Origin of the sequence: Psychrobacillus mangrovi, from assembly GCF_037104765.1 — a bacterium.
GTDB classification, from domain to species: Bacteria; Bacillota; Bacilli; order Bacillales_A; family Planococcaceae; genus Psychrobacillus; species Psychrobacillus mangrovi.
In genome coordinates this window covers 119513-141906 of sequence record NZ_JBAWSY010000001.1, presented here as the reverse complement: position 1 = coordinate 141906, position 22394 = coordinate 119513, and the positions used below count along the sequence as shown (strand labels likewise).

The window sequence follows — 22394 nt, the reverse complement described above, 5'->3', positions numbered from 1 at the left end:
CACGGTTAAACCCGTCCCTTTATACAGGGACGGGTTTTTTGTATGTTTTATTAATAAAAATAGGAGTGATATCAAATGGTTAAATCGAACGAAAAAGAATCTGTACAACAAAGAGAAGAACGGATTCGAGCACAATGGTTGAATGGTGAAACCTTTAAAAAATCCATTGAGATAAGAGAAGATAGCCCATCTTTTGTCTTCTATGAAGGACCACCTACCGCAAATGGTTTGCCTCATGTAGGGCATGCATTAGGACGGACAATTAAAGATGTCGTTGCGAGGTATAAAACAATGACTGGACATCAAGTAATACGTAAGGCTGGTTGGGATACTCACGGTTTACCAGTTGAGCTAGGAGTTGAAAAGCAATTAGGCATTTCAGGGAAAAGCGAAATTGAAAATTATGGTGTGGAAGCTTTTATTGAAAAGTGTAAAGAAAGTGTCTTTATTTATGAAAAGCAATGGCGCGAGTTTACGGAACAGCTTGGTTATTGGGTGGATATGGATGACCCATATTTAACATTAAGTAACGCTTATATTGAAAGTGAATGGAATATACTTGGTACAATTCATGAAAAAGGATTACTACAGAAAGGTCATAGGGTTTCTCCCTATTGTCCAAGTTGTCAAACTTCTCTTAGCTCCCATGAGGTATCACAAGGTTATAAGACTGTGAAGGATTTATCTGCTACAGCAAAATTTAAAATTACGGACCGAGACAATGAATATTTTCTTGGATGGACAACAACTCCCTGGACATTACCAGCAAATGTTGCCTTGGCAGTTAACCCTTCGCTAACATATGTTCGGGCAAAACAAGGGCAAAACATTTTTATTGTTGCAGAAGCTTTAGCTAAAACTGTTTTAAAAAAAGATTATGAGATACTTTCTATCCATTTAGGGAAAGATTTAAAAGATATTTCCTATAAACCTCTATTTAATTTTGTTGATGTGGAAAAGGGACATAAAGTGGTGTTGGCTAATTATGTATCAGCAGAAAGTGGAACAGGCATTGTCCATATTGCACCAGCATATGGAGAAGAGGATTATAAGGTAGTAAAGGAAAATGAATTATCCTTCGTCAATGTTGTAGATGAAAAAGGAAGGTATACTTCAGATGTAAAGGGCTTTGAAGGACGATTTGTAAAAGATAGTGATGTGGATATTGTTCGTAATCTTGCGGAAAGAGAATTACTTTTCCATAAAGAAAAGTACGAACATAGTTATCCGCATTGCTGGCGCTGTGATTCACCTCTTTTGTATTATGCAAGTGAAAGCTGGTTTATCAAAACAACTGCTCTTAAAGATCAATTTATACGAAATAATGAAGGTGTCATTTGGCACCCAGAGCATATTAAACATGGACGGTTCGGAAATTTTTTAGAGCAGATGGTAGACTGGAACATCAGTCGGAAACGCTATTGGGGTTCGCCGCTCAATATTTGGGAATGCCAGGAATGTAAGTATGAATTTGCACCAAAAAGTATAGAAGATTTAAAACTTCACACAATTCAGCCTTTTAATGATATTGAATTGCATAAACCATATGTAGATAGCATTAAGTTGCATTGTGCTTGTTGTAACGGCACGATGATCAGAACACCTGAAGTGATTGATGTTTGGTTTGATAGTGGTTCAATGCCATATGCGCAATACCACCATCCCTTTGAAAATGAAAAGTTGTTTGAAAAACAATTTCCTGCGGATGTAGTCATTGAAGGAATCGATCAAACTCGTGGATGGTTTTACAGCTTACTAGCCGTGTCTACTTTATTTACGGGTAAAGCTCCTTATAAACGTGTAATTTCTACAGGTCATATCTTAGATGAAAATGGACAAAAAATGTCTAAAAGTAAAGGAAATGCGCTAGATCCAGTAGAGTTAATTCAAAAATACGGATCTGATGCATTAAGATGGGCACTATTAATTGATAGTGCACCATGGAATACTAAACGTTTTTCGGAACGTATCGTACAAGAGGCTAAATCGAAATTAGTCGATACACTCGACAACGTGCATAGTTTTTATAGTTTGTATTCTATATTGGATGAGTATAATCCAACAGATGTGTATGAAGTAAAGAAAAATAAACTGGATGATTGGATATTATCGCGTTTGAACAGCACTATTAAAACAGTTGGAATGAACTTTGAAGCTTATCATTTTACAAATGCAGCAAGAGAAATTGCAAAGTTATTAGAAGAACTAAGCAATTGGTATGTAAGAAGATCAAGAGAACGCTTTTGGTCAAAAGGCATGAATCCTGAAAAAGCTGCTGCATATCAAACGCTTTATGAAGTTTTAGTAAAAACTAGCCAATTACTAGCACCACTAACCCCTTTTATTGCAGAAGATGTATTTATGGACTTAACAAGTAAAAGTGTACATTTGTCGGATTTCCCTGAAGCAGAAGAACACTTAATCAATAAAAAGCTTGAAAATGAAATGGAAGCAGTTCTTCAAGTAGTAGAGTTAGGAAGAAGCATAAGGAATACAACTTCATTGAAAGTAAAACAACCATTATCTAGTCTATCAGTAATGAGTTCGTCTCAAGAAGTTAACTGGGCTCTATACGAAGATATCATTAAAGAAGAGTTAAATGTAAAACTATTCCGAGAGATAGAAAATGATGATCAGTTTTTGACTACTAAATTAAAGCTCGATTTCAAAAAATCTGGTGCAAAGTTTGGAAAGCAGTCGAATGCAATTAATACTTTTCTACAAAACTTAGACGAAGAACAAGTGAAAAAATTTATACAAATTGGTTATTTAAATATGAGAAACACTGAAGAATTACAAGTATTAGTAGAAGATGTGCAGATTGAAAAAGTAGCGAAGGAAGGCTATGCTTCTGCTTCCAATGGAGATTATACAGTTACTTTAGATCTTTTATTAACCGAAGAATTGATTCAAGAAGGAATAGCACGTGAATTAATCCGAGCAATACAATCATATAGAAAACAATTAAAACTACCAATCGATATGCGTGTAGATATAATTGTAAAAACAGATGAAGAATTACAAAAAGTTATTCAAAAATTTAAGAATATGTTGCATCAAAACTTGTTGATGAATAGTTTAACATTTACTGAAAACGAAATGGATGGTACAGAAATTATTTTAGGAAATCACAAAATATTAATACAACTAAAACCGACAAATTGAAACTAAGAAATCTGATACTAGGTTAACTACTAGTATCTGACTTTCTGACTGTGGACAAATTCGTATTTATTATTAAATATAAATCAGGTTTTCCTAAGCCTACCGCTCACTTTCTGCTGACTTGGCCGAGACGCTTGGACCTAAAGGATGTTGTTCATGGCGTCGAGGCATTGTGAGGCTGTTGTATGCTTGGAGTTAGCATAATGTTTTACGAACGGATTTCGAATAGAGGAATTCGTTCTTTTTTTATCGAATTTATTTAAAAGAACGAGAGTAGATTTTGCATTTTAAATTAAAGGAGGAGTACTAATGAATGCAGAAGAAGTTTGGATAAATCTAGTTACAGAAAGTGCGGAAAATCCAATAGAACTAAAAACTAAAAGAGGACTCAATTTCAAACTGGTCTCCAATGGAGAATTTCTGACTGTGTATAAATCAGAAGTGGAACCATCTAGTAAGTTAAAAAGCCCTCGCTCAATATACAAAGACAATTTTGAAAAAGTCTTTCCTTACTATGAAAGATGGACGATTGGTGAAAAAGGAATAAGCGAAGAAATTACTGCTATTACAGTTAACTCAGTTTATATTATGGCGGCAATTAAATCAGTTACTAGGTAGTAAATGAATAATATAAAAGAGTGCTCTTTATGTTCAGATTACGCCACTCTTGTTGAACCACTCAATGAAGGATCTTTATGCTTTTGTTGTACCCTATACAGGAAAGCGATGTTTTTTATATAGAAGAAAGGCTTAATTGTAAGCAGAAACTAGTTGATTTCCGTTTGAGGCGGCGACTCCAGCCGGAATAGCAAATGTTTTCTGCACCGAAAGCGAAGCGGCAGGTGCATGAGCTGAAGACCCTGGACTGAGCGTAGCGAGGGAAGCGGCTGAAGCCATGCCGGCGGAAAGCGTCCGCCACGAACGGAAATCAACGGGACCCATACTTGCTAAGGGATACCTTGATGTGTTTTTCAGTGGCCTGCATGTTCTCAGCTGTCTCGCTTTTCCCGTAGGGGTGAGCGGACGCCCCTCAAGCCAATAAAATGCTAAGTTATTATTTTTTATCCTAAAATCAGATATTGGGTCAACTACTAGTATCTGATTTTTAAAAAAAAATTATAGCGTTTATTCAAGGGGAATACTTGTATTCATGCAGATAATAATTTTTTTAACCAAAATATTATTTGACAATTGGAAGTATTCCTACTATCATAGTAGTAACTTTTATGTTCGGATACGGGTAGAAGGAGCCGGGAGCGGTTTCGCCCATTGAACAGACGAGTCGAGATTAGATGAGCATAGCTGAGAAATTGTTTGAATAAGAAGAGTAGCATTAGTTTGCAATGAAGAGAGTCAGTGGTTGGTGAGAACTGATTTGTAGCTAGTGTGAATGGACTTATGAGAGCTATCTTGAAAGCGAGTATTCGTTTTAGAGGTAGACGTATTTCCTACGTTACAGGATATGAAGTGGGAGTGGCGACACTCCAACAAGAGGTGGCAACGCGGTCAATACCGTCCTCTTCAAAGGGATTCTTTGAATTCCTTTGAAGAGGACTTTTTTTGATTTCTTTTAGAAATCAAAGCCTCCAGCGGATGTCAAAGTTTTCTATAGAGGAAGTTATCAAGCCCGATAATTGATATTAGTTGAGATGAGTAGAGGAGAGATTGAGATGAGAGATTTTATTGAAAAAGTAGAGAAGCGCGAGCATTTATTGTATGACGAAATGGTAGAGGCATCTCGTATGATGTTTCAAGAAGACACAGATTTGGAAGAAATCGTTAACTTTTTAATTGGTCTTTCGAAAAAAGGAGAAACTGCTATTGAAGTTGCTGCTCTAGCAACAGTGATGAAATCTTTTGCAATCAAACTCAATGAACCAGCAGGCGATTATATGGATAACTGTGGCACTGGAGGGGACGGATTAAATAGCTTTAATATTAGTACAACATCCGCATTTGTACTTGCAAGTGCCGGAGCTACTATTGCCAAACATGGGAATCGTAAAATTTCAAGCGCAGCAGGAAGCTCAGATGTATTGGAAGCATTAGGAATACAACCTTCCATTGGACCAGAAGCTTCTATCGAGTTGCTTAAACAAGAAGGACTTACTTTCTTATATGCACCAAATGTTCATCCAAAGTTAAAAAGAATTAGTGTGGCTCGCAAGCAGATAGGGAAACCTACTATATTCAATTTAGTTGGACCTTTAACTAATCCTGTAGCACTTAAAACACAATACACGGGAATAAATAGAGCAGATTTCACTATGGAATATGCGGAAGTATTACGAATTCTTGGAAGAGAAAGAGCTATTGTCGTATGTGGCGCAGGAGGAATGGATGAAGCATCTCTTGCGGGGAAAAACGAATTGGTTCTCCTTGATAAAGGGGATCTTATCCCTTTTACCATTACACCAGATGAAGTCGGATTATCTCCGGCCCCTGTTACAGCAATACGCGGAGGAGACGGAGTAGCAAATGCAAAAATTATGCGCCGAGTACTTCAAGGAGAAAGAAGTCCTTATTTTGATACAGTACTATTCAATAGTGGGATAGGTCTTTTTGCGAGCGGCATTGCAAGCTCAATCCAAGAAGGAGTTAAAATAGCAACTGATACCATTCTATCTGGAAAAGCATTAGAAAAACTAGAAGCTGTAATTGCTTTCAATGAAAAATCTATTATGCAGGAGGTTTTGTCATGACAACGATTTTAGATAAGATCCTTCAAAAGAAAATTACTCAAATTGAAGAAATGTTGAAATGCAATTTGCAAAACAAAAATATGCTTATCACAAGACCTTCTCTATTTGACTCCATGTATAAGAGTGACCATTTACAAGTTATTTCTGAAATAAAACGTGCATCTCCGTCAAAGGGATTGATTGCGGAAGGTGTAAATCCGACCGAACAAGCTGCAAATTATTATCAAGCCGGAGCTGCTTGTATATCAGTATTAACTGATACTCCCTTTTTCCAAGGAACTTTTGCTGATTTAGAGGAAGTAGCTCTTACTGTACCAATTCCAATATTGTGTAAAGATTTCGTTATTCATCCGATACAAATTGATTACGCTAAAAATGCCGGTGCATCTGTTGTTTTACTTATTGTTGCGGCGTTAAATCAAGAAGAGTTAACTAAACTTTATGAGTATGCTACAAATCAAGGGCTAGAAGTATTAGTCGAAGTACATGATGCAGAAGAATTAAAACGTGCCTTACAACTTGATGCTAAGCTAATCGGAGTAAATAACCGAGACTTGCGTACATTTGAAGTAGATTTAGCTCGTACAGAAGAAATTGCATCTATCTTCCCTTTCCATGAGGAAAGAGTTTTAATCAGTGAAAGTGGTATCTGGACTAGGGATGATGCTACTAAAGTTGCAGGATTCGGGGCAAGTGGTGTCCTTGTTGGTGAATCCCTTATGCGAAGTGGAGATATCGGCACTGCAATACTTTCTTTACAAGTGAAGCGAGGTGTAATTGCCAAATGACAAAAGTAAAGATTTGTGGATTGATGAAATCAGAGGATGTTAAAGCTGCAATTGAAGCAGGTGCTGACGCTGTTGGCTTTGTATTTGCACCAAGTAAGCGAGAAATTACGATTGAACTAGCAAAAGAACTAGCAAAAGAGGTTCCCGAGGGTGTTTTAAAAGTGGGAGTTTTTGTAAACCCAACTACGCAAGAATTAGAAAATGCAGTACGGGAAGTTCCATTAGATTATGTTCAGTATCATGGTATTGAAACGCCTGAATTCATCCAAGCACATAATTATCCCTCTATAAAAGCTTTATCTGTTCGTAAGGAGGAAGATGTTGAGCGCGCCAAACAGTATAACACGCAGTATTTCCTGTTTGATGCACCACGAGCTGGAAGTGGCATTACGTTTGATTGGCAATTAATGAAAGGGCATGATTTTGAGCAAGAGAAGGTAATTTTAGCTGGCGGGTTAAATCCAACAAATGTTAAGGAAGCAATAAATCGTGTCAAACCTTATATGGTGGATGTTTCGAGTGGGGTAGAAATTAATGGCAAAAAAGATAGTAAGTTGATTCGAGAATTTATTCGTGCAGTTAAAGATGAGGAGTGATGAGCAAATGGTAAAAGCGACAGAGGATGTTAAAGCAGGTAGATACGGTCGTTTTGGCGGACAGTACGTTCCAGAAACATTAATGACTGCATTGATTGAATTAGAACAAGCATATGAAGAGGCAATAATAGATCCGTCTTTTATGGAAGAAATGAATTATTATTTGAAGGAATATAGCGGACGTGAAACACCTCTTTATTTTGCAGAACGGCTTACACAAGAAATTGGTGGGGCGAAAATATACTTGAAACGAGAAGATTTAAATCATACGGGAGCTCATAAGATCAATAACACTATTGGTCAGGCTTTACTCGCAAAACGTATGGGGAAAAATAAAATCGTTGCGGAAACAGGGGCAGGTCAGCATGGTGTTGCAACTGCAACTGTTTGTGCATTATTCGACATGGAATGCGTTGTTTTTATGGGAAAAGAAGATGTTCGTAGACAAGAATTAAACGTATTTCGTATGGAGTTGCTCGGAGCGAAGGTTGTATCAGTTGAACAAGGTTCAGGAACTCTTAAAGATGCTGTCAATGAAGCCCTTCGGTACTGGGTGTCCAATGTAGAGGATACTCATTATATTTTAGGTTCTGCTTTAGGTCCACATCCATTTCCTAGAATTGTTCGAGATTTTCAACGTGTGATAGGTGTTGAAACACGAAAACAAATTCTCGAAAAGGAAGGAAGATTACCAGATGCTGTAGTAGCATGTGTAGGCGGAGGAAGTAATGCAATCGGTATGTTCCATCCTTTTGTTGAAGATGAAGCAGTATCCTTATATGGTATTGAGGCGGGAGGAAGTGGTATCGCAACAGGATTACACGCTTCCGCAACTGCTGAGGCAAAAGAAGGTGTATTACATGGAGCATACATGTATATTTTACAGGATGAAAATGGCTTTATCCAAGAAGCACATTCTATTTCAGCAGGTTTAGATTATCCAGCCGTTGGACCAGAACATAGCTATTTACATGATATAGGTCGTGTGAAATATACATCTGTAACAGATTCAGAGGCACTCGAAGGTCTACAATTACTTTCGAAAAAGGAAGGTATAATTCCTGCTTTAGAGAGTTCTCATGCTGTTCATTTTGCTGTTGGATTAGCGAAAGAAATGAAAACGGATCAAATTTTAGTTATATGTTTATCTGGACGTGGCGATAAAGATGTTCAAACAGTACGAGATGCGTTAGGGGGACAGAATCATGACTAAGTTAAAATTAACAGCTGCTATAGAGTCAGCGATTGAAAATGGAGAGAAAGCTTTTATTCCTTATATTATGGCTGGAGACGGAGGACTTGAATTGTTACAAGAGCAAATTCTATTTCTTCAAGAGGCAGGAGCAACGGCTATAGAAGTAGGAATTCCTTTTTCAGATCCTGTAGCAGATGGGCCTACTATCCAAAGAGCTGGTGAACGAGCACTTATGCATGGTACAAATTTGCGAGCAATTGTTAAAGAATTAGATTCCTTTCATGAAAAGGTTCAAATTCCTCTTATTTTAATGACTTATTTCAATCCTATTTTAAGTTATGGCTTAGAATCATTTTCGAATGACTGTCAACGAATTGGTATTGCTGGGTTGATTGTTCCGGATGTTCCTGTTGAGGAAAGTGAACAACTAAAAGTTGCTCTTCAAGATACGGATATTGCTCTAGTTCCCTTAGTTTCTTTGACAAGTCCACCTGAACGTATTGCAAAAATTACATCATTAGGCGAAGGATTTATTTATGCCGTTACCGTAAATGGTATTACTGGTGTTCGAAATGGTTTTGATGTACAGCTAGAGCAACACTTTAAAAGATTAAAAGAATTAAGCTCTATTCCAGTGCTAGCTGGGTTCGGTATTTCCACCCCGGATCAAGTAAAATCTATGGGCGCGATTACGGATGGGGTAATTGTAGGAAGTGCTATTGTAGAAGCGTTACACTTGAATAACAAGGAGAAAGTACTCGAACTAATACAGGCTTCCAAAAAACAAGTTTTTATCTCATAATCTATCAATTAAGACCTGATGTATTTTTGTCAGGTCTTTTTAATTTGCATATCCGCTTTGCTTAACACGTATTATATGGTAGTTAGTTATAAATAGTTTGGGGAGCGGGTATTCATTTTAATAGAAAAGGCACTATTTTTTATCATTTTACTAAGATTGATTTCAGGAAGTATAGAGGTAACTGCTGCTTTATTTATGTTAAAATTTAATGATTTAGAAAAAGCATTTTATATTAATACATTACTTGCTTTAGTTGGACCAACTGTTTTAATTGTTACAACAGCAATCGGTCTATCTGGATTAGCTGAAAAAATATCTCTTACACGAATTATTTGTCTCTTTGCAGGAATTTTCCTTATCATTTTTAGTTTAAAGTCCGAATAATATAAAAAGGATCGATTCAGCGTTATATGCTGTTCGATCCTTCTATTATTTTGACTCTGATTTGCTTTCAAACTCATCAACTTTAACGGATTTAAACACTAAAAATAAAAGAATAAGACCAATGATGCCTCCAATAATATAACTTATATTGAGGTAGTTTTTCATTACGAGTGACATGATTGGCGGACCAGCTGCTACTCCAATAAATCTAGCAGAGCTGTAAAAAGAAGAAATAGTACCACGTTCTTCCTTTTTAATATTCTCCGTAATTATTGCATCAAGTACAGGCAAGAGTGCACCGATTGCAATTCCTACTATGCTCGTCACAACTAGTAAAAGTATAAGTTTGTCTTTTGTAAATCCTACGAAAACGATACTTATCGAAGCTAAAATCAAACTAAGAACCATCATTCTTTTAATGGTCTTAATATTTCCTTTAATGTTTCTTCCAGTAATGTAAGAAGATATACAAAGTAACAACAACGGAATTGCTAAAACAAAGCCCTTCTTAATTCCTTTTATGTCATGTGTTATTTCAAGGTTCTCAGATAAAAAGAAAAGTACACTAAACAAAATAAGCATGGCGAAAACTCCGTTTAGAAAAACGGAAATTAACCACTTACCTTCTTTCTTAAATGTTTTCTTAATATTACTAATAAATATTTTAAATTTGATTGGTTCATCGTCATCATCTTTGGGAACTTTGACAAAGAAAAATATAAGAATGATGGAGATTAAACTGAAAATAGAGATAGAAAAGAACGGTAAAAACCAAAGAATTGCTGCAAAAACTGACCCTAATATAGGACTTAAAACTTTGCCGAAGGTGTTCGAAGTTTCTACAATACCTAAACAAGAGCTTGTTTTTTCATCATCATCTTTATATAAATCTCCGACTAGTGGTAACACGATTGGCATAGCCCCAGATGCGCCAATTCCTTGAAGTATTCTGCCTATAATAATCCATGTAAAAGGATTCTCCATTTTCCACGAGGCATATCCTGCAATCAAACCACCAATAAGTGCAAGAATCAGACTAGGTAAGATCACTTTTTTCCTACCCAATCGGTCTGATAAATAACCGGCTACAGGAATAAGTAATATAGCTGCAATTGAATAACTTGTTATGATCATGCTTGATTGAAAAGATGTAATTCCTACCTTTTTCTCTAAAATAGGCAATACGGGGATAAGCATGGAGTTACCCAATGTCATGACAAGTGGGATTGAAGCCAAGCTTACTATACACCATATACTAACCTGTTCATCCCCTTTGTTTACGTTATCCATTATCACACCTCAACTTCATATAGTTACAAGTATGATTCCCATGTATAAACGTATTATCCTTAACAATATATTTTAAAAACTCTGGAATAAGTTGTATTTATTTAATTAAATTTAAGAGGGAATGATAAGCTTGGATACCAAAATAAATTCCAAAACCGATCATTGATAATGAAGAAACTAGTGAAATCGTTTTTAATAATGGAGTTGATAAAATCTTTCGTGTGCTACTCGATAAGAAGGACATTATTATGTCTACTAAAGCAATTCCGATTAATATTGTTAAACTGTAGAGGATTACTTGATATCCACTTAAATTTCCATCTTGTCCAATAAGTATTGAACCATAAATGCCCAACCAAAAGAGGATAGTTAAAGGGTTCATTAAAGCCATCAAAAAGCCTGCTAAAATAGAGTGTCTTAATCGGACTACTTTACGAAATTTTGGATCCGTAGAAATAGTATGGAGTGTCATTATATTTTCAATACCAGTATATATTAAAACGAAAAAGCCGAAAGACCAAAGAAATGTCTTCAAATATGGAGAGTCAATAAATTGAGCTACTCCAAAATATACCATTAGCATATAAAGGATATCTGTTACTATTGCACCTAACCCAAAAAACCAAGCATGATAAAATCCATTTTTAATACCAGTATTTAATAATGTTGCCTTAACAGGGCCGATTGGTGCCGCTAAAGAAACACCTAATAGGAAATAGGTAATTAAAGAATTCATTAAATAGCCCTCCGTAATGTGATGTCTTAGAATCATATTCAGAGCGAACGAGCTATACGACTACTATATAGAAAATAAATACTGAAAATTTTTAGTCATTTCTGTTATTCTATAGTTAATAAAATAATTTCAGATAATTCAAATATATTTATAAAGAAGAGGATCTTATGTGGAATATATCTAAAACAAATCCAAAAGATATAAAAAAACTTGCACAATTGTTAGCGAATTTGAATAGTGATTCTAAGCATCACATTGGTTATTGCGGTGATGATGAAAATGAAATATATCACACACTTGTCCACGATTTCTCTGATTTTGATCTATCAAGCTCATTCCTAATTGCACATTTAGATAATGAAATAATAGGAGCATTAGGCTTTGATATAGATAAAGACAATAAATTTGCTGAAGTATGGGGCCCTTTTGTTAAATTTGAACAGATGTTCGAAACTATAGCTAATCAATTATGGAGTGCTCTTACTTTATTAAATCAAAAGAATGTACAAAATTATTCGTTTTTTATAAATAAGGAAAATACTTTAGCAAAACAATTCGTATTGGACATGAATGGCATAGAAAACGGAAAGTATCTTATATTAAATGCTAACGCGACTAACATAGCTCCTGCCGAATATCCAGAGATATTCTATTATGATTCATCCTATTATGATTCTTTTGTAAAACTTCATGAGCAATCTTTTCCCAGTACTTATTATAGTGCGGGAGAAGTTTTAAGTCGTATTAATGATTATAACTATTTATGGATTTGCAAGGATAATGATAAAGAGATAAAGGGATATGTCTATGTCGAAGCTGATCCTGAACATAGAGAAGGTACTATTGAATATATTTCGGTTAGTCCCGAATATCGTAAACAAGGTGTCGGTACAAAGCTAGTAAGTACTGCTTTATATCATCTATTCTTTAAAGACTTGATAAGGGATATAACCTTATGTGTTAGAGCAGAAAATGAAAAAGCAGTCCATTTATATAAAGCTTCGGGATTTCAAGTTAAGCACGAATTAACTTATTTTAAAAAAGAATCCCATCCATATCACGCAGGAGGAGTTAGTGGTGAATGAAGAATTGGAGCAAGCTCTAAAATTAAGAGAAGATGGAAAGAAAAAGGAATCAAATCAATTATTCATCAAGTTAGCAGAAGAATTTCCTACGGAAGCAATCCTCCAGTATCAATGTGCATGGAGCTTCGATGTGTTAGGAGAAGAAGCAAAAGCTGCACCATATTACGAGAGTGCGATTGAATTAGGAATTCCCACTAGAGAGTTGGAGGGAGCATTACTAGGATTGGGAAGTACGTATAGAACATTAGGAGAATACGAGAAATCAAAGAGGGTGTTTCTTAATGCTATTAAATTGTTCCCAAAAAATAAGGCAATTCAAGTATTTTACTCGATGACTCTATATAATCTACAGGAACATAGTGAAGCTATGGAGTTACTACTTACTAACTTGATTGATACTACGAGCGATGAAGAAATTTTATCTTACAAAAAAGCAATCCGTTTTTATTCAAATAAATTAGGTGATACTTGGAAATAGTACATAACATTATTTTTTTGATAAGAATACTCACTTTCTTCTATAAATAGAATATATAAGCACTTATTTTTTATTCTTTTACTATGGAAGGAGAACGAAAAAATGGGTATTACATTTCTTAAGATTTCTGTTGTCTATTTTGCTATTGGGGTGATTTTAGGTTTGTACATGTCTATGGCACATGATTATTCTTTAAAAGGTGTTCATGTGCACATTAATCTATTAGGATGGGCATCCTTTGCACTTGCAGGCTTCGTTTATCACTTATTTCCAACCACAAGCAACAATTTATATACGAAGCTACACTTTTGGAGTGGAAATATTGGACTTCCACTGATGATGATTGCACTAACAGTCCTTATATTAAATGGAGCAGAAATCGCTACTGTCTTTACAGCAATCGGTGGGGTTTTAGTAGTGTTCAGTGTTGTTATGTTTGCTATAAATGTGATATTGAATTTGAAAGCTGCATAAAAGTTAAGATGCTTACAGAAGCCAATTTGTTTTTCTTTTTTAAAGAAGAGCAGATTGGTTTTTTAGTGTTTAAATAGATGTATAAATTTAGTAGTATTAATTAGTGTTGGAAAATTAAGAAAATGGAATAAGGAGGAGGGTTATAATGTTTAAAAAAGATATTCCGTTACTAGAAAAGTGTACTTCTTTTAAAAAAATGGACGAGGGTTTTTCCGAAGACGAGAAATGGTGTGTAGATGAAATATATCTACTTCGTATTTCTCCAAATATAGATTTAAAAAAGTTAGAAATGCAAAAGGAATTAATAAATGCTGTTCATGTAATCGATTCACATATTCCATTTGTTCATGAAGTAGGAGTTTATAAAGATAAATCTTATATGATTTTGGACTATATTAATGGCGAAAATGGAGAAGTTGTCTTACCAAATAAAAGTGAGGTTACTCAGTATGAAATTGGTGTACAGGTCGGGGGAACACTTAAAAACATGCATAGTATCCCAGCCCCTTTAGATTATCCGAGTTGGGAAGAGACATGGAATACTAGGATAGAAAATCACGCTCAGCTCTTTGAAGATATTGTAAGGAGGAATCCATCTTATCAATGTATCTTGTCATTTATACTAGAAAATCTGCATTTATTAAGAAATCGTCCAAGTAATGTTCAGCATTATGACTTTCATCCTGGAAATATCTTAATCGATGAAGATCGATTTACAGGCTTAATTGATATGCAAAAAATACGTTATGCCGATCCTATTAATGAATTTTACAAGATGGAATATTTTAATGTTCAGTTAAGTAAACCTTATGCTTGTGGAGTGGTAGATGGGTATCATAATCAAGAGGAAATACCTTCCTCTTTTTGGGAATTACATAAGTTATATGCAGCCATGCATATTGTCTTTGCAGAAGTATGGGGTCATGAGGTTGCCATTAATCAGTTAGAGAAGTTTCAAGGGTATACCAGGTTCACACTAGAACAGTTTGACAATTTTAAGCTAGATGTTCCGAAGTGGTATACCAAACCAAGTTATATTTTACCTTAAGGTCTAGTTTATTTAAAAAATATCTTTATAATTAGTACTAGGTACTAAAACTAGATTGTAAGGGTGAGGATTATGTATATATTTACTTTGACAATTGCAAAGATGGTTGTACGTTTGTTTGGGAAAGTAGAGGTTCAAAACAAGCATCTGTTACCGAAAAATGAAGGCTATATCGTCACTTGCACGCATAGAGGATGGTTAGAAATAGTCATTCTGGGCATTAGTGTCCCAAGACCAATTCATTTTATGGCAAAGAAAGAGCTCTTTCAAAATAAAATACTTGGTTCATTCCTTCAAAAAATTAATGCATTTCCAGTGGACAGGGAAAACACTTCTCCAAGTAGTATAAAGAAGCCTGTAAAACTATTAAAAGCTGGAGAAGTAGTTGGTATATTTCCTAGTGGTACACGTACTGCTGAGGAGGTACCTTTAAAAAGAGGAGCTGTGACGATAAGCAGTTTAGCTAGGGCTCCGATAGTACCTGCATTATATGTGGGACCACGTACATTAAAAGAGTTAAGAAAAATGAAAAAGGCAACGATTATTTTTGGTGAACCAATTTATATTAAAACCAATAACAGAGATGAACTTACAACATACACAGAACTGTTAAATGAAAAAACGAAGGAATTAGAAAAACAATTTTAATCTTCAAACTAGCTTCCTCAAACTATGCATATCTTCCTAATACGTCTCAGGGCTGAGATCAATTCACTTCTTCAGACCATTGGAATGATTTCTGCTTACCATATAATAAGGTTATAACAAGTAACATATTAACTGGGGGATTGAGAAGATGGATCTTAAGAAAATTGCTATCATATCATTGTTTATTTTATTGGCGGGAGCAGCAATTAATATTGGGTTAAATATAAAAGATACTTTAGTGCATAAAACAGAGGAAATACTCGTGAACGATCATTCGTACAATAATATTGAAATTGTGTCCGATAATGCATCTGTTGAAATTTTACCGTCTAAAAACGAGGATACTAAAGTAGTGTTTTCAGGAAAGTCAAAGAAAAAAACGAAATACAATTTTTCTGCTGATGTAACAGGTGATACGTTGGAAATTGAATTAAAAGAGAAACGCTGGAATTTCATTCAATTTGGTTTATCTTCTATGAATATTAAGTTAACAGTATATGTATCAGAGAAAGAATACAATGAATTAAAAACTGAGTTGGATAATGGACGTATAATAGCGGAAAATACACATTTCAAGAATGCATATTTAACAACTGATAATGGTTCTATCCAATTAAAAAACATTCAAGCAGAGAACGTTAATGTTGAATCTGATAATGGACAAATAATAATGGAAGAAGTAGAAGGAAAGATTAATGCGGAAACAAACAATGGACGAATCATTTTTCTTTCAACTAATTTGGAAAGACCGATTCAGTTGGAATCAGATAATGGAGCTATTGAAATACAAACCAACAAAGAACCACAAAATGCCACGATCGATGTAAATGTAGATAATGGTAAGATTGATATCTTTGGTTCATCAAGTAAACAATCCGTATTTGGAAACGGTGATAATTTAATCAAGTTAGAAACTAATAACGGAAAAATCACGGTCAAAAATACAAAATAGCAAAAATGCCGATCGATTTAAAAATCGATTGTTCAGCTTGATGACAAAAGTATTTTTATAACGGTTATGAATAATAATAAATCTTTCTAAAGAGGTTGCTTTATCCATGTATAAGTAATGATAGTAGATATCTATAATGAATTGTTTATAAGGCAAGGACCACCACGAGGACTCCTGTGGGAACAGCTTGAGCAGAAGACCCCCGCAGTTGAGGGGAAGGCAATCTAAGTACGCCGCATCCTGCTCCTGCGCAAAGCTCGTCGCAAAAGAACTTTTGCGGCAACGATTGCATGACCAACATCCTGTTGGCCAAGGAGGCTGGAGCCAAGCCCACGGAAAGCGAAGTGGTGGTCCTTGCCGAATTTGATATATAATTCTTTGCACCCAAAATAGTTTGTTTACAGTCTGACCGATCGATACAAAAATCGATCGGTTTCTTCTTGTTGACTTGTATAATTATCTCTGATAAATTTATTTTTATCGTGATTTAAAGATGGACTATAAAAAAGATGAATAAATGTTGAAAAGAAGTGCAAACTCGTCCTTTAATGAGGGGCGAGTTTTTTTATGAAATAGTTAGAAGGAGTAATAATTTAATGAAAAACTTAATAATAATTGTCAGTTCAATCATTATAGCATTTGGTTTCAATTGCTTTTTAGTTCCACATAGCATTTTAAGTAGTGGAATAAGTGGAATCGCGATTTTGCTCGGAATTATTACACCATTTGATACTGGCATCTTAAACTTTGCCCTAAATTTGCCTATTGTAATTTTAGGTTATTTTAAACTCGGAAGAATGATAACCATTAATACTCTTATATGTGTTATTTCACTTTCTTTCTTCTTATACGTGATTCCTACAGATCCAATTACAGATAATATTTTGCTATCTTCTATTTTCGGTGGGATTATTGGCGGATTAGGAGTAGGAATTATCTTAAAATACTCTGGTACTTCAGGTGGTTTAGATATCATAGCCATTATTGTATCCAGAGCGAGCAATATAAGTGTAGGTATGCTGCTCACTGCAATGAATGGAGTTATTGTTTTAATATCAGGTGCCATTTTTAACTGGGAAATTGCCTTATACACACTTTTATCTATTTATTTTACTGGAAAAATGGTTGATACCATTTATACGAACCATGAAAAATTAACTATGCAAATTGTTACTACTCAAGGAGAACTGATTCGAAAAGCCCTATTAGATACGATTTATCGTGGAGTAACGATTACTGATGGCTACGGGGGCTATACTTTAGAACAAAAACAGATATTAATGATGGTCGTTACTCGTTATGAAACGATACAGATTAAACAAATAGTGCGTAAGCATGATAACAATGCGTTTATCAATATATTTGAAACAGTTGAGGTTGACGGAAAATTTGCAAGAAATTAAATGTTGAAGCTGATGCCACCCTAGGTATCAGCTTTTCTTATTATTTATTTTTACTTTGCTGTTTCACGGAATAAGGTTACACTTAAAAAATGAAAAAAGTAAGGGGGGTAATTATATTATGTACCCAGAAAAATTCGAAAGAAAAATAATTGGTGCTTTTGGTGAAGATGGAAAGGTATTCTTACATTCGTTAGAGACGACCATAAATGAATATTTACAAAAATGGAACCTCCATTCGGAGGGGCCAGTAGATAACTTATCCTATAATTATGTATTAAAAGTAATAGATCATGAGGGTAATTGTGCAATATTAAAGGTTGGTGTTCCAAATTACGATTTTAAAAATGAGTTTCAAACGCTCCAAGCATATAACGGTAAAGGGTGTGTAAAATTATTAAATGCTGATGCTGATAAAGGTGTCATACTTTTGGAACAATTGCTTCCTGGAACAATGCTTAACCTTGTGGAGGAGCGATATGCTGTTAAGTACTTTGCGAAAGTTTGGAAAGATATTCGTAGACCGGTTCAGGAAAATTCTAATCACCCCTTCATCAAAAATTGGCTGAGTGCATTTGATCGTTATCTAAATACTTATTCCACAGATGAGGGTCCAATACCGTATGATTATATCAATCTAGCAAAAACATATTATAGAGAAATATCAGATTCATCTAAAGGAAATGAACTCTTGCATGGTGATTTACATCATGAGAATATTTTATTTTCGGAAACATACGGTTGGATAGCAATTGATCCAAAAGGAGTTATTGGTGATTCTTATTTTGATTTAATCTCTTATCTCACTAATCAATTGTTTAATAAACCAAATCCTAAGCAAATATTTGAGAAAAGAGTGGTTGCACTTTGTAATGAGATGAATTTGGACAAAGAGCGGCTTTTGAAAGCAGGGCTTACGATGTCTACGTTATATGCATGTTGGGGCATAGAGGATAATGATCCAGAATGGGAACAAAATTTTACATGTGCGCAGTGGTTTAACGAGTTAATGGGTAAAAGATAAATTGATTACGTTATATTGAGTTAGACTATAATAACAGAAATTTTAGAATATCAGTTGATTAGGTACTGAACGAACAAAAACAACGTATCCCGTAAATACTATGTTAAAATTTGGGATTCAAGTGGCAATTTCGTCAGATGCTCCGGTAACTGCTTGGGCAGATCCTGTCGATCCTTTTGTTGGTATTAAATCTGCAGTTACTCGAGTTGCATATGAAGGAACAAATACAGGAGATTCTGAAAAAATCGATGTAGAAACCGCAATTGAACTTTATACTAGAGCTGCACAGCAAGTTACCCGAATTCCAAATGTTGGCCAATTAAAAGAGGGCTACCATGCAGACTTTATTATTCTTAATAAGGATATATTAGAAATTTTACCTGATGAAATTGACAAAAATATTGTTGAAGAAACTTATGTGAAAGGTAAAAAGGTTTATCAAAAATAATTTGTTTCGAATACAAAATAATTGATTTAAAAATACCAAGAGTACAAATGTGCTCTTGGTATTTTTTTGTATCCACTTTTAGATATAAAACGATTAAAAAACCCTTTCTTTGGTAAAGCTTTATGTTATAGAAGTAAAAATATGTTACTAATGAGGGAGATTATGGGCTTTTTTAAGAATAAAAATAAAATTATTATAAATTCCTCGACTTCTTCAACTGATCAAATTCAAGAGTCAAAGGATAAGAATGAGTTAGCTACAAACCTAAAAGAAAATCTAAAATATATAAAAGATACCCTTGGAGAAAGCACAGATATTATCTTTCGCGAGCTTAAATTCGGTCCGGGTGGTGCTATGAGTGCAGGAATTATATATACAGATGGATTAAGCGATACAAGTTCTTTACAAAATTTCATTATGGAAACTTTGATGCTGGATTTTAAAAATAATGAACTAGAGAATAATCCTAATCTAATGAACCACTTAAAGGACTTCGCAATGACCGTTGTTGAGATAAAAGATTTAACTAGTTATGATGATTTATTTACAGCTTTGTTGTCGGGGGATGTTATTTTTTTAGTCGACGGTTATACGACTGGGTTTATCATCGGTAATAGGCACTGGATAGAACGAGGGGTAACAGAACCAGTAGCTCAAAGCGTTGTTAGAGGGCCAAGAGAAGCGTTCGTTGAAAATTTACGAGTTAATACTGCATTGATCCGTCGAATTATAAAAGATCAGAATTTATGGATGGAATCGTCTGAAGTTGGTAGACGATCAAAAACAAGTATCGCAATTATGTATATTAAAGGTGTGGCAGAAGACAAGATATTAGATGAATTAAGATTAAGACTAAGCCGCATAGACATCGATGGAATATTAGAAAGTGCAAATATTGAGGAGTTTATACAAGACTCGCAATATTCCCCTTTTCCTACTGTATATAATACAGAACGTCCTGATATTGTATCAGCAGCATTATTAGAAGGGCGAATTGCAATTATTATTGATGGGACACCTTTTGTATTAATTATTCCAGCGGTATTTGTTCACTTCTTTCAAGCTGCTGAGGACTATTATCAGCGTGCTTTAATGGCTAGTTTTGTTCGGGTTCTTCGATTTGTAGCTTTTGCAATATCCATTCTTGCTCCATCTATGTATATTGCGGTAATTACATTTCATCATGAGATTATCCCACCGGACTTACTCATTAGCTTGGCAGCACAACGTGAAGGAGTTCCTTTTCCAGCTTTTGTAGAAGCAGTTATTATGGAACTGACTTTTGAAATATTACGCGAGGCAGGTCTTAGAATGCCTCGAGTTATTGGACCTGCTATGTCTATAGTAGGGGCATTTGTTATTGGAACTGCTGCAGTAGAGGCTGGTATTATTTCTGCGGCGATGGTTATCGTTGTATCGATTACTGCCATCTCAAGCTTTGTATCTGCATCTTATGATATTGCTATTTCTGGTAGAATTCTTCGTTTTCTGTTTATGTTATTGGCTGCAGTTTTTGGTTTATATGGTATCATCATAGCCTTAATTGCACTTACGTTGCATTTAACCAGTTTAAAATCTTTTGGGGTACCCTACATGACTCCTTTAGGTCCCTTTAGTGCTCCAGGACAGAAAGATACGTTTGTTCGCTTACCAATTTGGAAGTTGTTATTACGTCCAAGCTTAATATCAAAAAATAAAACAAGACAAAATTATACTAAACCAACTAGAGAGTCAAGGGGAAAGTAAATGTATAAATGCTTAGTAGTATTATTGTTACTTAGTCTCTCGTTAACTGGCTGTTGGGATAAACGAGAATTAAACGAGTTAGCTATATCAATGGCGCTTGGAATAGATAAGGTAGATGATGAATACTTGGCTTCTGTACAAGTTGTCTTACCTGGTGAAGTATCTCCAATAAAAGGGAGTACTGGTCGTTCTCCGGTAACTCTGTTTCAAGCGAAAGGTAAAACTATTAATGAAGCGATTCGCAATGTATCAAATATTTCACCCAGAAATTTATACTCTGGACATCTTCAAATGGTGATTATTGGAGAGGAGATGGCTAAAGATGGAATTAGTTCCCTATTGGATTATTTATCAAGATACTGGGAAGTTCGATATGATTTCTATTTAGCTATCGCAAAAGATAGCAAAGCCGAAAAAATCTTAAACATCCAAACTACTTTAGAGAATATACCTGCTATTAATATTTTTCACATGCTAAAAACATCTGCAAAAAATTTTGCCGATACATCTGCAATAAGTTTTGGAAGACTATTAACTGATTTAGAACGAGAAGGAATGGAAGGTGCATTGACAGGAATTAAAATAAAGGGTGATGAGAAGACTGGGTCCAGTAAACAGAATGTGGAATCAATACTACCTTCTGCTTTTTTAAAATTTGACGAGATAGCTGTATTTAAAGGTGACAAACTTGTAGGATGGTTGCCTTCTGAAGAAAGTAAAGGATATAACACTATAACGAATCATGTAAAAAATACGTTAGGAACGATATCTTGCCCAGGTGAGGGAAAATTGAGTATCCATGCAAAACATTTTAAGACAAAGTTAAAAAGTAAAATTATAAATGGAAAACCAGAAATAGATATTAATGTAAAAGTTGAAGGAAATATCTCAGATGTGGAGTGTCAAATTGATCTCAATAAAGAAGAAACGTTAAATAAGCTGAACAAGCTTTACGAAGAAGAAATAAAAAAGAATATAAATCAAACGGTTAAATTTGTACAAGAAGAATATGGTTCAGACATTTTTGGCTTTGGCGCGAAAATTTATCAAAAGCATCCAAAGGAATGGGAAAAATTAAAAAGTAACTGGGATGAAGAATTTAAAGACGTACAAGTTAATATAAATGTAAAGGTTGAAATAAGGCATACCGGTTCAATTATTAATCCGATTCAAAAAAATTTAAAGGATTGAAACTAGTGATAAGTAGCGTTGGTATTTTATTTTTAGCAATAGTAATTGTATTCCTGGAAGTTCCATCACTTTTACAAAAAAAGTTGAAAAAAGAATTTATAGTATTTTCAATTCTTCTAGTTATTGGAGTTGTATCAGGTATTCTTTTTTCGTTTGGTGTGAAAATTATGTCTCCAGTAGATTTACTATCTTATATTTTTCAACCAATTTACAATCTGATGGGTAAAAGTTAAGAAAGAGGG

Annotated in this window: 21 protein-coding genes, 1 pseudogene and 2 other annotated features (1 of these 24 cut by a window edge); of the genes and pseudogenes, 20 read left to right on the top strand and 2 right to left on the bottom strand. The window is 34.7% G+C overall.

The annotated features are described in order from the left end of the window. Positions 1-22 (top strand) — a binding site (T-box leader) (it extends 221 nt beyond the left edge of the window). A 53-nt stretch (positions 23-75) separates the two neighbouring features. From ileS to WAX74_RS00690, 8 genes are all read left to right on the top strand, one after another. After that, positions 76-3165: an isoleucine--tRNA ligase gene (ileS, locus tag WAX74_RS00725; protein ID WP_336495738.1), complete on the top strand. Its 3090-nt coding sequence runs from the start codon at positions 76-78 to the stop codon at positions 3163-3165. Between the two features lie 309 nt (positions 3166-3474). Further along, positions 3475-3783 (top strand): hypothetical protein, encoded by a 309-nt coding sequence (locus WAX74_RS00720; protein WP_336495737.1) that lies wholly within the window; start codon positions 3475-3477, stop codon positions 3781-3783. 687 nt (positions 3784-4470) lie between these two features. Then, positions 4471-4688: a binding site (T-box leader), on the top strand. Between the two features lie 147 nt (positions 4689-4835). Beyond that, positions 4836-5867 carry an anthranilate phosphoribosyltransferase gene (trpD, locus tag WAX74_RS00715; protein ID WP_336495736.1) on the top strand — a complete coding sequence of 344 codons (1032 nt, stop codon included), beginning with the start codon at positions 4836-4838 and terminating at the stop codon, positions 5865-5867. Beyond that, a complete protein-coding gene (trpC, locus tag WAX74_RS00710) occupies positions 5864-6655 on the top strand; it encodes an indole-3-glycerol phosphate synthase TrpC (protein ID WP_336495735.1) in 792 nt (263 codons plus the stop codon). The genes trpD and trpC overlap by 4 nt, the downstream gene beginning before the upstream one ends. After that, positions 6652-7251 carry a phosphoribosylanthranilate isomerase gene (locus tag WAX74_RS00705; protein ID WP_336495733.1) on the top strand — a complete coding sequence of 200 codons (600 nt, stop codon included), beginning with the start codon at positions 6652-6654 and terminating at the stop codon, positions 7249-7251. The genes trpC and WAX74_RS00705 overlap by 4 nt, the downstream gene beginning before the upstream one ends. Positions 7252-7258: 7 nt before the next feature. Further along, on the top strand, positions 7259-8464 hold the full coding sequence (gene trpB / locus WAX74_RS00700) for a tryptophan synthase subunit beta (RefSeq protein WP_336495732.1): 1206 nt from the start codon (positions 7259-7261) through the stop codon (positions 8462-8464). Then, positions 8457-9248 (top strand): tryptophan synthase subunit alpha, encoded by a 792-nt coding sequence (gene trpA / locus WAX74_RS00695; protein WP_336495731.1) that lies wholly within the window; start codon positions 8457-8459, stop codon positions 9246-9248. The genes trpB and trpA overlap by 8 nt, the downstream gene beginning before the upstream one ends. Before the next feature lie 114 nt (positions 9249-9362). Further along, positions 9363-9632: a YqhV family protein gene (locus WAX74_RS00690; RefSeq protein ID WP_413788908.1), complete on the top strand. Its 270-nt coding sequence runs from the start codon at positions 9363-9365 to the stop codon at positions 9630-9632. A gap of 45 nt (positions 9633-9677) precedes the next feature. Here WAX74_RS00690 and WAX74_RS00685 read toward each other — a convergent pair whose 3' ends face one another. Next, positions 9678-10922, bottom strand: a complete 1245-nt coding sequence (locus WAX74_RS00685; protein ID WP_336495730.1) for an MFS transporter — start codon at positions 10920-10922, stop codon at positions 9678-9680. A 97-nt stretch (positions 10923-11019) separates the two neighbouring features. Further along, positions 11020-11658 carry a LysE family transporter gene (locus tag WAX74_RS00680; protein WP_336495729.1) on the bottom strand — a complete coding sequence of 213 codons (639 nt, stop codon included), beginning with the start codon at positions 11656-11658 and terminating at the stop codon, positions 11020-11022. A 167-nt stretch (positions 11659-11825) separates the two neighbouring features. On the opposite strand from WAX74_RS00680, the gene WAX74_RS00675 reads away from it, so the two are divergent. The 12 genes and pseudogenes from WAX74_RS00675 to WAX74_RS00620 all read left to right on the top strand — a co-directional run bounded on the left by WAX74_RS00675 (position 11826) and on the right by WAX74_RS00620 (position 22385). Next, a complete protein-coding gene (locus WAX74_RS00675) occupies positions 11826-12743 on the top strand; it encodes a GNAT family N-acetyltransferase (RefSeq protein WP_336495728.1) in 918 nt (305 codons plus the stop codon). Next, positions 12736-13221 (top strand): tetratricopeptide repeat protein, encoded by a 486-nt coding sequence (locus WAX74_RS00670; RefSeq protein ID WP_336495727.1) that lies wholly within the window; start codon positions 12736-12738, stop codon positions 13219-13221. Before WAX74_RS00675 ends, WAX74_RS00670 begins: the two co-directional genes overlap by 8 nt. Before the next feature lie 102 nt (positions 13222-13323). Next, positions 13324-13695 carry a cytochrome-c oxidase gene (locus WAX74_RS00665; protein WP_336495726.1) on the top strand — a complete coding sequence of 124 codons (372 nt, stop codon included), beginning with the start codon at positions 13324-13326 and terminating at the stop codon, positions 13693-13695. 145 nt (positions 13696-13840) lie between these two features. After that, on the top strand, positions 13841-14743 hold the full coding sequence (locus tag WAX74_RS00660; RefSeq protein ID WP_336495725.1) for an aminoglycoside phosphotransferase family protein: 903 nt from the start codon (positions 13841-13843) through the stop codon (positions 14741-14743). A 72-nt stretch (positions 14744-14815) separates the two neighbouring features. Next, positions 14816-15391, top strand: a complete 576-nt coding sequence (locus WAX74_RS00655) for a lysophospholipid acyltransferase family protein (RefSeq protein WP_336495724.1) — start codon at positions 14816-14818, stop codon at positions 15389-15391. A gap of 148 nt (positions 15392-15539) precedes the next feature. Next, positions 15540-16343 (top strand): DUF4097 family beta strand repeat-containing protein, encoded by an 804-nt coding sequence (locus WAX74_RS00650; RefSeq protein ID WP_336495723.1) that lies wholly within the window; start codon positions 15540-15542, stop codon positions 16341-16343. A 596-nt stretch (positions 16344-16939) separates the two neighbouring features. Further along, complete coding sequence (locus tag WAX74_RS00645) at positions 16940-17746, top strand: YitT family protein (protein WP_336495722.1); 807 nt, start codon at positions 16940-16942, stop codon at positions 17744-17746. 118 nt (positions 17747-17864) lie between these two features. Continuing rightward, complete coding sequence (locus tag WAX74_RS00640; protein ID WP_336495721.1) at positions 17865-18767, top strand: aminoglycoside phosphotransferase family protein; 903 nt, start codon at positions 17865-17867, stop codon at positions 18765-18767. Between the two features lie 70 nt (positions 18768-18837). Then, a pseudogene (locus tag WAX74_RS00635) lies at positions 18838-19215 on the top strand (amidohydrolase family protein); the annotation flags it as partial. A 162-nt stretch (positions 19216-19377) separates the two neighbouring features. Then, positions 19378-20961 carry a spore germination protein gene (locus WAX74_RS00630; protein ID WP_336495720.1) on the top strand — a complete coding sequence of 528 codons (1584 nt, stop codon included), beginning with the start codon at positions 19378-19380 and terminating at the stop codon, positions 20959-20961. Further along, positions 20962-22152: a Ger(x)C family spore germination protein gene (locus WAX74_RS00625; protein ID WP_336495719.1), complete on the top strand. Its 1191-nt coding sequence runs from the start codon at positions 20962-20964 to the stop codon at positions 22150-22152. Positions 22153-22157: 5 nt separating this feature from the next. Further along, the gene (locus WAX74_RS00620; protein ID WP_336495718.1) at positions 22158-22385 is read left to right on the top strand and encodes a hypothetical protein; all 228 of its coding nucleotides are present in this window, start codon (positions 22158-22160) and stop codon (positions 22383-22385) included. Positions 22386-22394: the final 9 nt, after the last annotated feature.

What these genes read in the sequence shown, in the direction of transcription:
- WAX74_RS00665 (WP_336495726.1), top strand. Translation starts at nt 13,324, where the DNA reads ATGGGTATTACATTTCTTAAGATTTCTGTTGTCTATTTTGCTATTGGG.
- WAX74_RS00645 (WP_336495722.1), top strand. Translation starts at nt 16,940, where the DNA reads ATGAAAAACTTAATAATAATTGTCAGTTCAATCATTATAGCATTTGGT.
- WAX74_RS00720 (WP_336495737.1), top strand. Translation starts at nt 3,475, where the DNA reads ATGAATGCAGAAGAAGTTTGGATAAATCTAGTTACAGAAAGTGCGGAA.
- WAX74_RS00705 (WP_336495733.1), top strand. Translation starts at nt 6,652, where the DNA reads ATGACAAAAGTAAAGATTTGTGGATTGATGAAATCAGAGGATGTTAAA.
- trpD (WP_336495736.1), top strand. Translation starts at nt 4,836, where the DNA reads ATGAGAGATTTTATTGAAAAAGTAGAGAAGCGCGAGCATTTATTGTAT.
- trpB (WP_336495732.1), top strand. Translation starts at nt 7,259, where the DNA reads ATGGTAAAAGCGACAGAGGATGTTAAAGCAGGTAGATACGGTCGTTTT.
- WAX74_RS00685 (WP_336495730.1), bottom strand. Translation starts at nt 10,922, where the DNA reads ATGGATAACGTAAACAAAGGGGATGAACAGGTTAGTATATGGTGTATA.
- WAX74_RS00680 (WP_336495729.1), bottom strand. Translation starts at nt 11,658, where the DNA reads ATGAATTCTTTAATTACCTATTTCCTATTAGGTGTTTCTTTAGCGGCA.
- WAX74_RS00655 (WP_336495724.1), top strand. Translation starts at nt 14,816, where the DNA reads ATGTATATATTTACTTTGACAATTGCAAAGATGGTTGTACGTTTGTTT.
- WAX74_RS00625 (WP_336495719.1), top strand. Translation starts at nt 20,962, where the DNA reads ATGTATAAATGCTTAGTAGTATTATTGTTACTTAGTCTCTCGTTAACT.
- WAX74_RS00650 (WP_336495723.1), top strand. Translation starts at nt 15,540, where the DNA reads ATGGATCTTAAGAAAATTGCTATCATATCATTGTTTATTTTATTGGCG.
- WAX74_RS00630 (WP_336495720.1), top strand. Translation starts at nt 19,378, where the DNA reads ATGGGCTTTTTTAAGAATAAAAATAAAATTATTATAAATTCCTCGACT.
- trpC (WP_336495735.1), top strand. Translation starts at nt 5,864, where the DNA reads ATGACAACGATTTTAGATAAGATCCTTCAAAAGAAAATTACTCAAATT.
- ileS (WP_336495738.1), top strand. Translation starts at nt 76, where the DNA reads ATGGTTAAATCGAACGAAAAAGAATCTGTACAACAAAGAGAAGAACGG.
- WAX74_RS00675 (WP_336495728.1), top strand. Translation starts at nt 11,826, where the DNA reads ATGTGGAATATATCTAAAACAAATCCAAAAGATATAAAAAAACTTGCA.
- WAX74_RS00660 (WP_336495725.1), top strand. Translation starts at nt 13,841, where the DNA reads ATGTTTAAAAAAGATATTCCGTTACTAGAAAAGTGTACTTCTTTTAAA.
- trpA (WP_336495731.1), top strand. Translation starts at nt 8,457, where the DNA reads ATGACTAAGTTAAAATTAACAGCTGCTATAGAGTCAGCGATTGAAAAT.
- WAX74_RS00640 (WP_336495721.1), top strand. Translation starts at nt 17,865, where the DNA reads ATGTACCCAGAAAAATTCGAAAGAAAAATAATTGGTGCTTTTGGTGAA.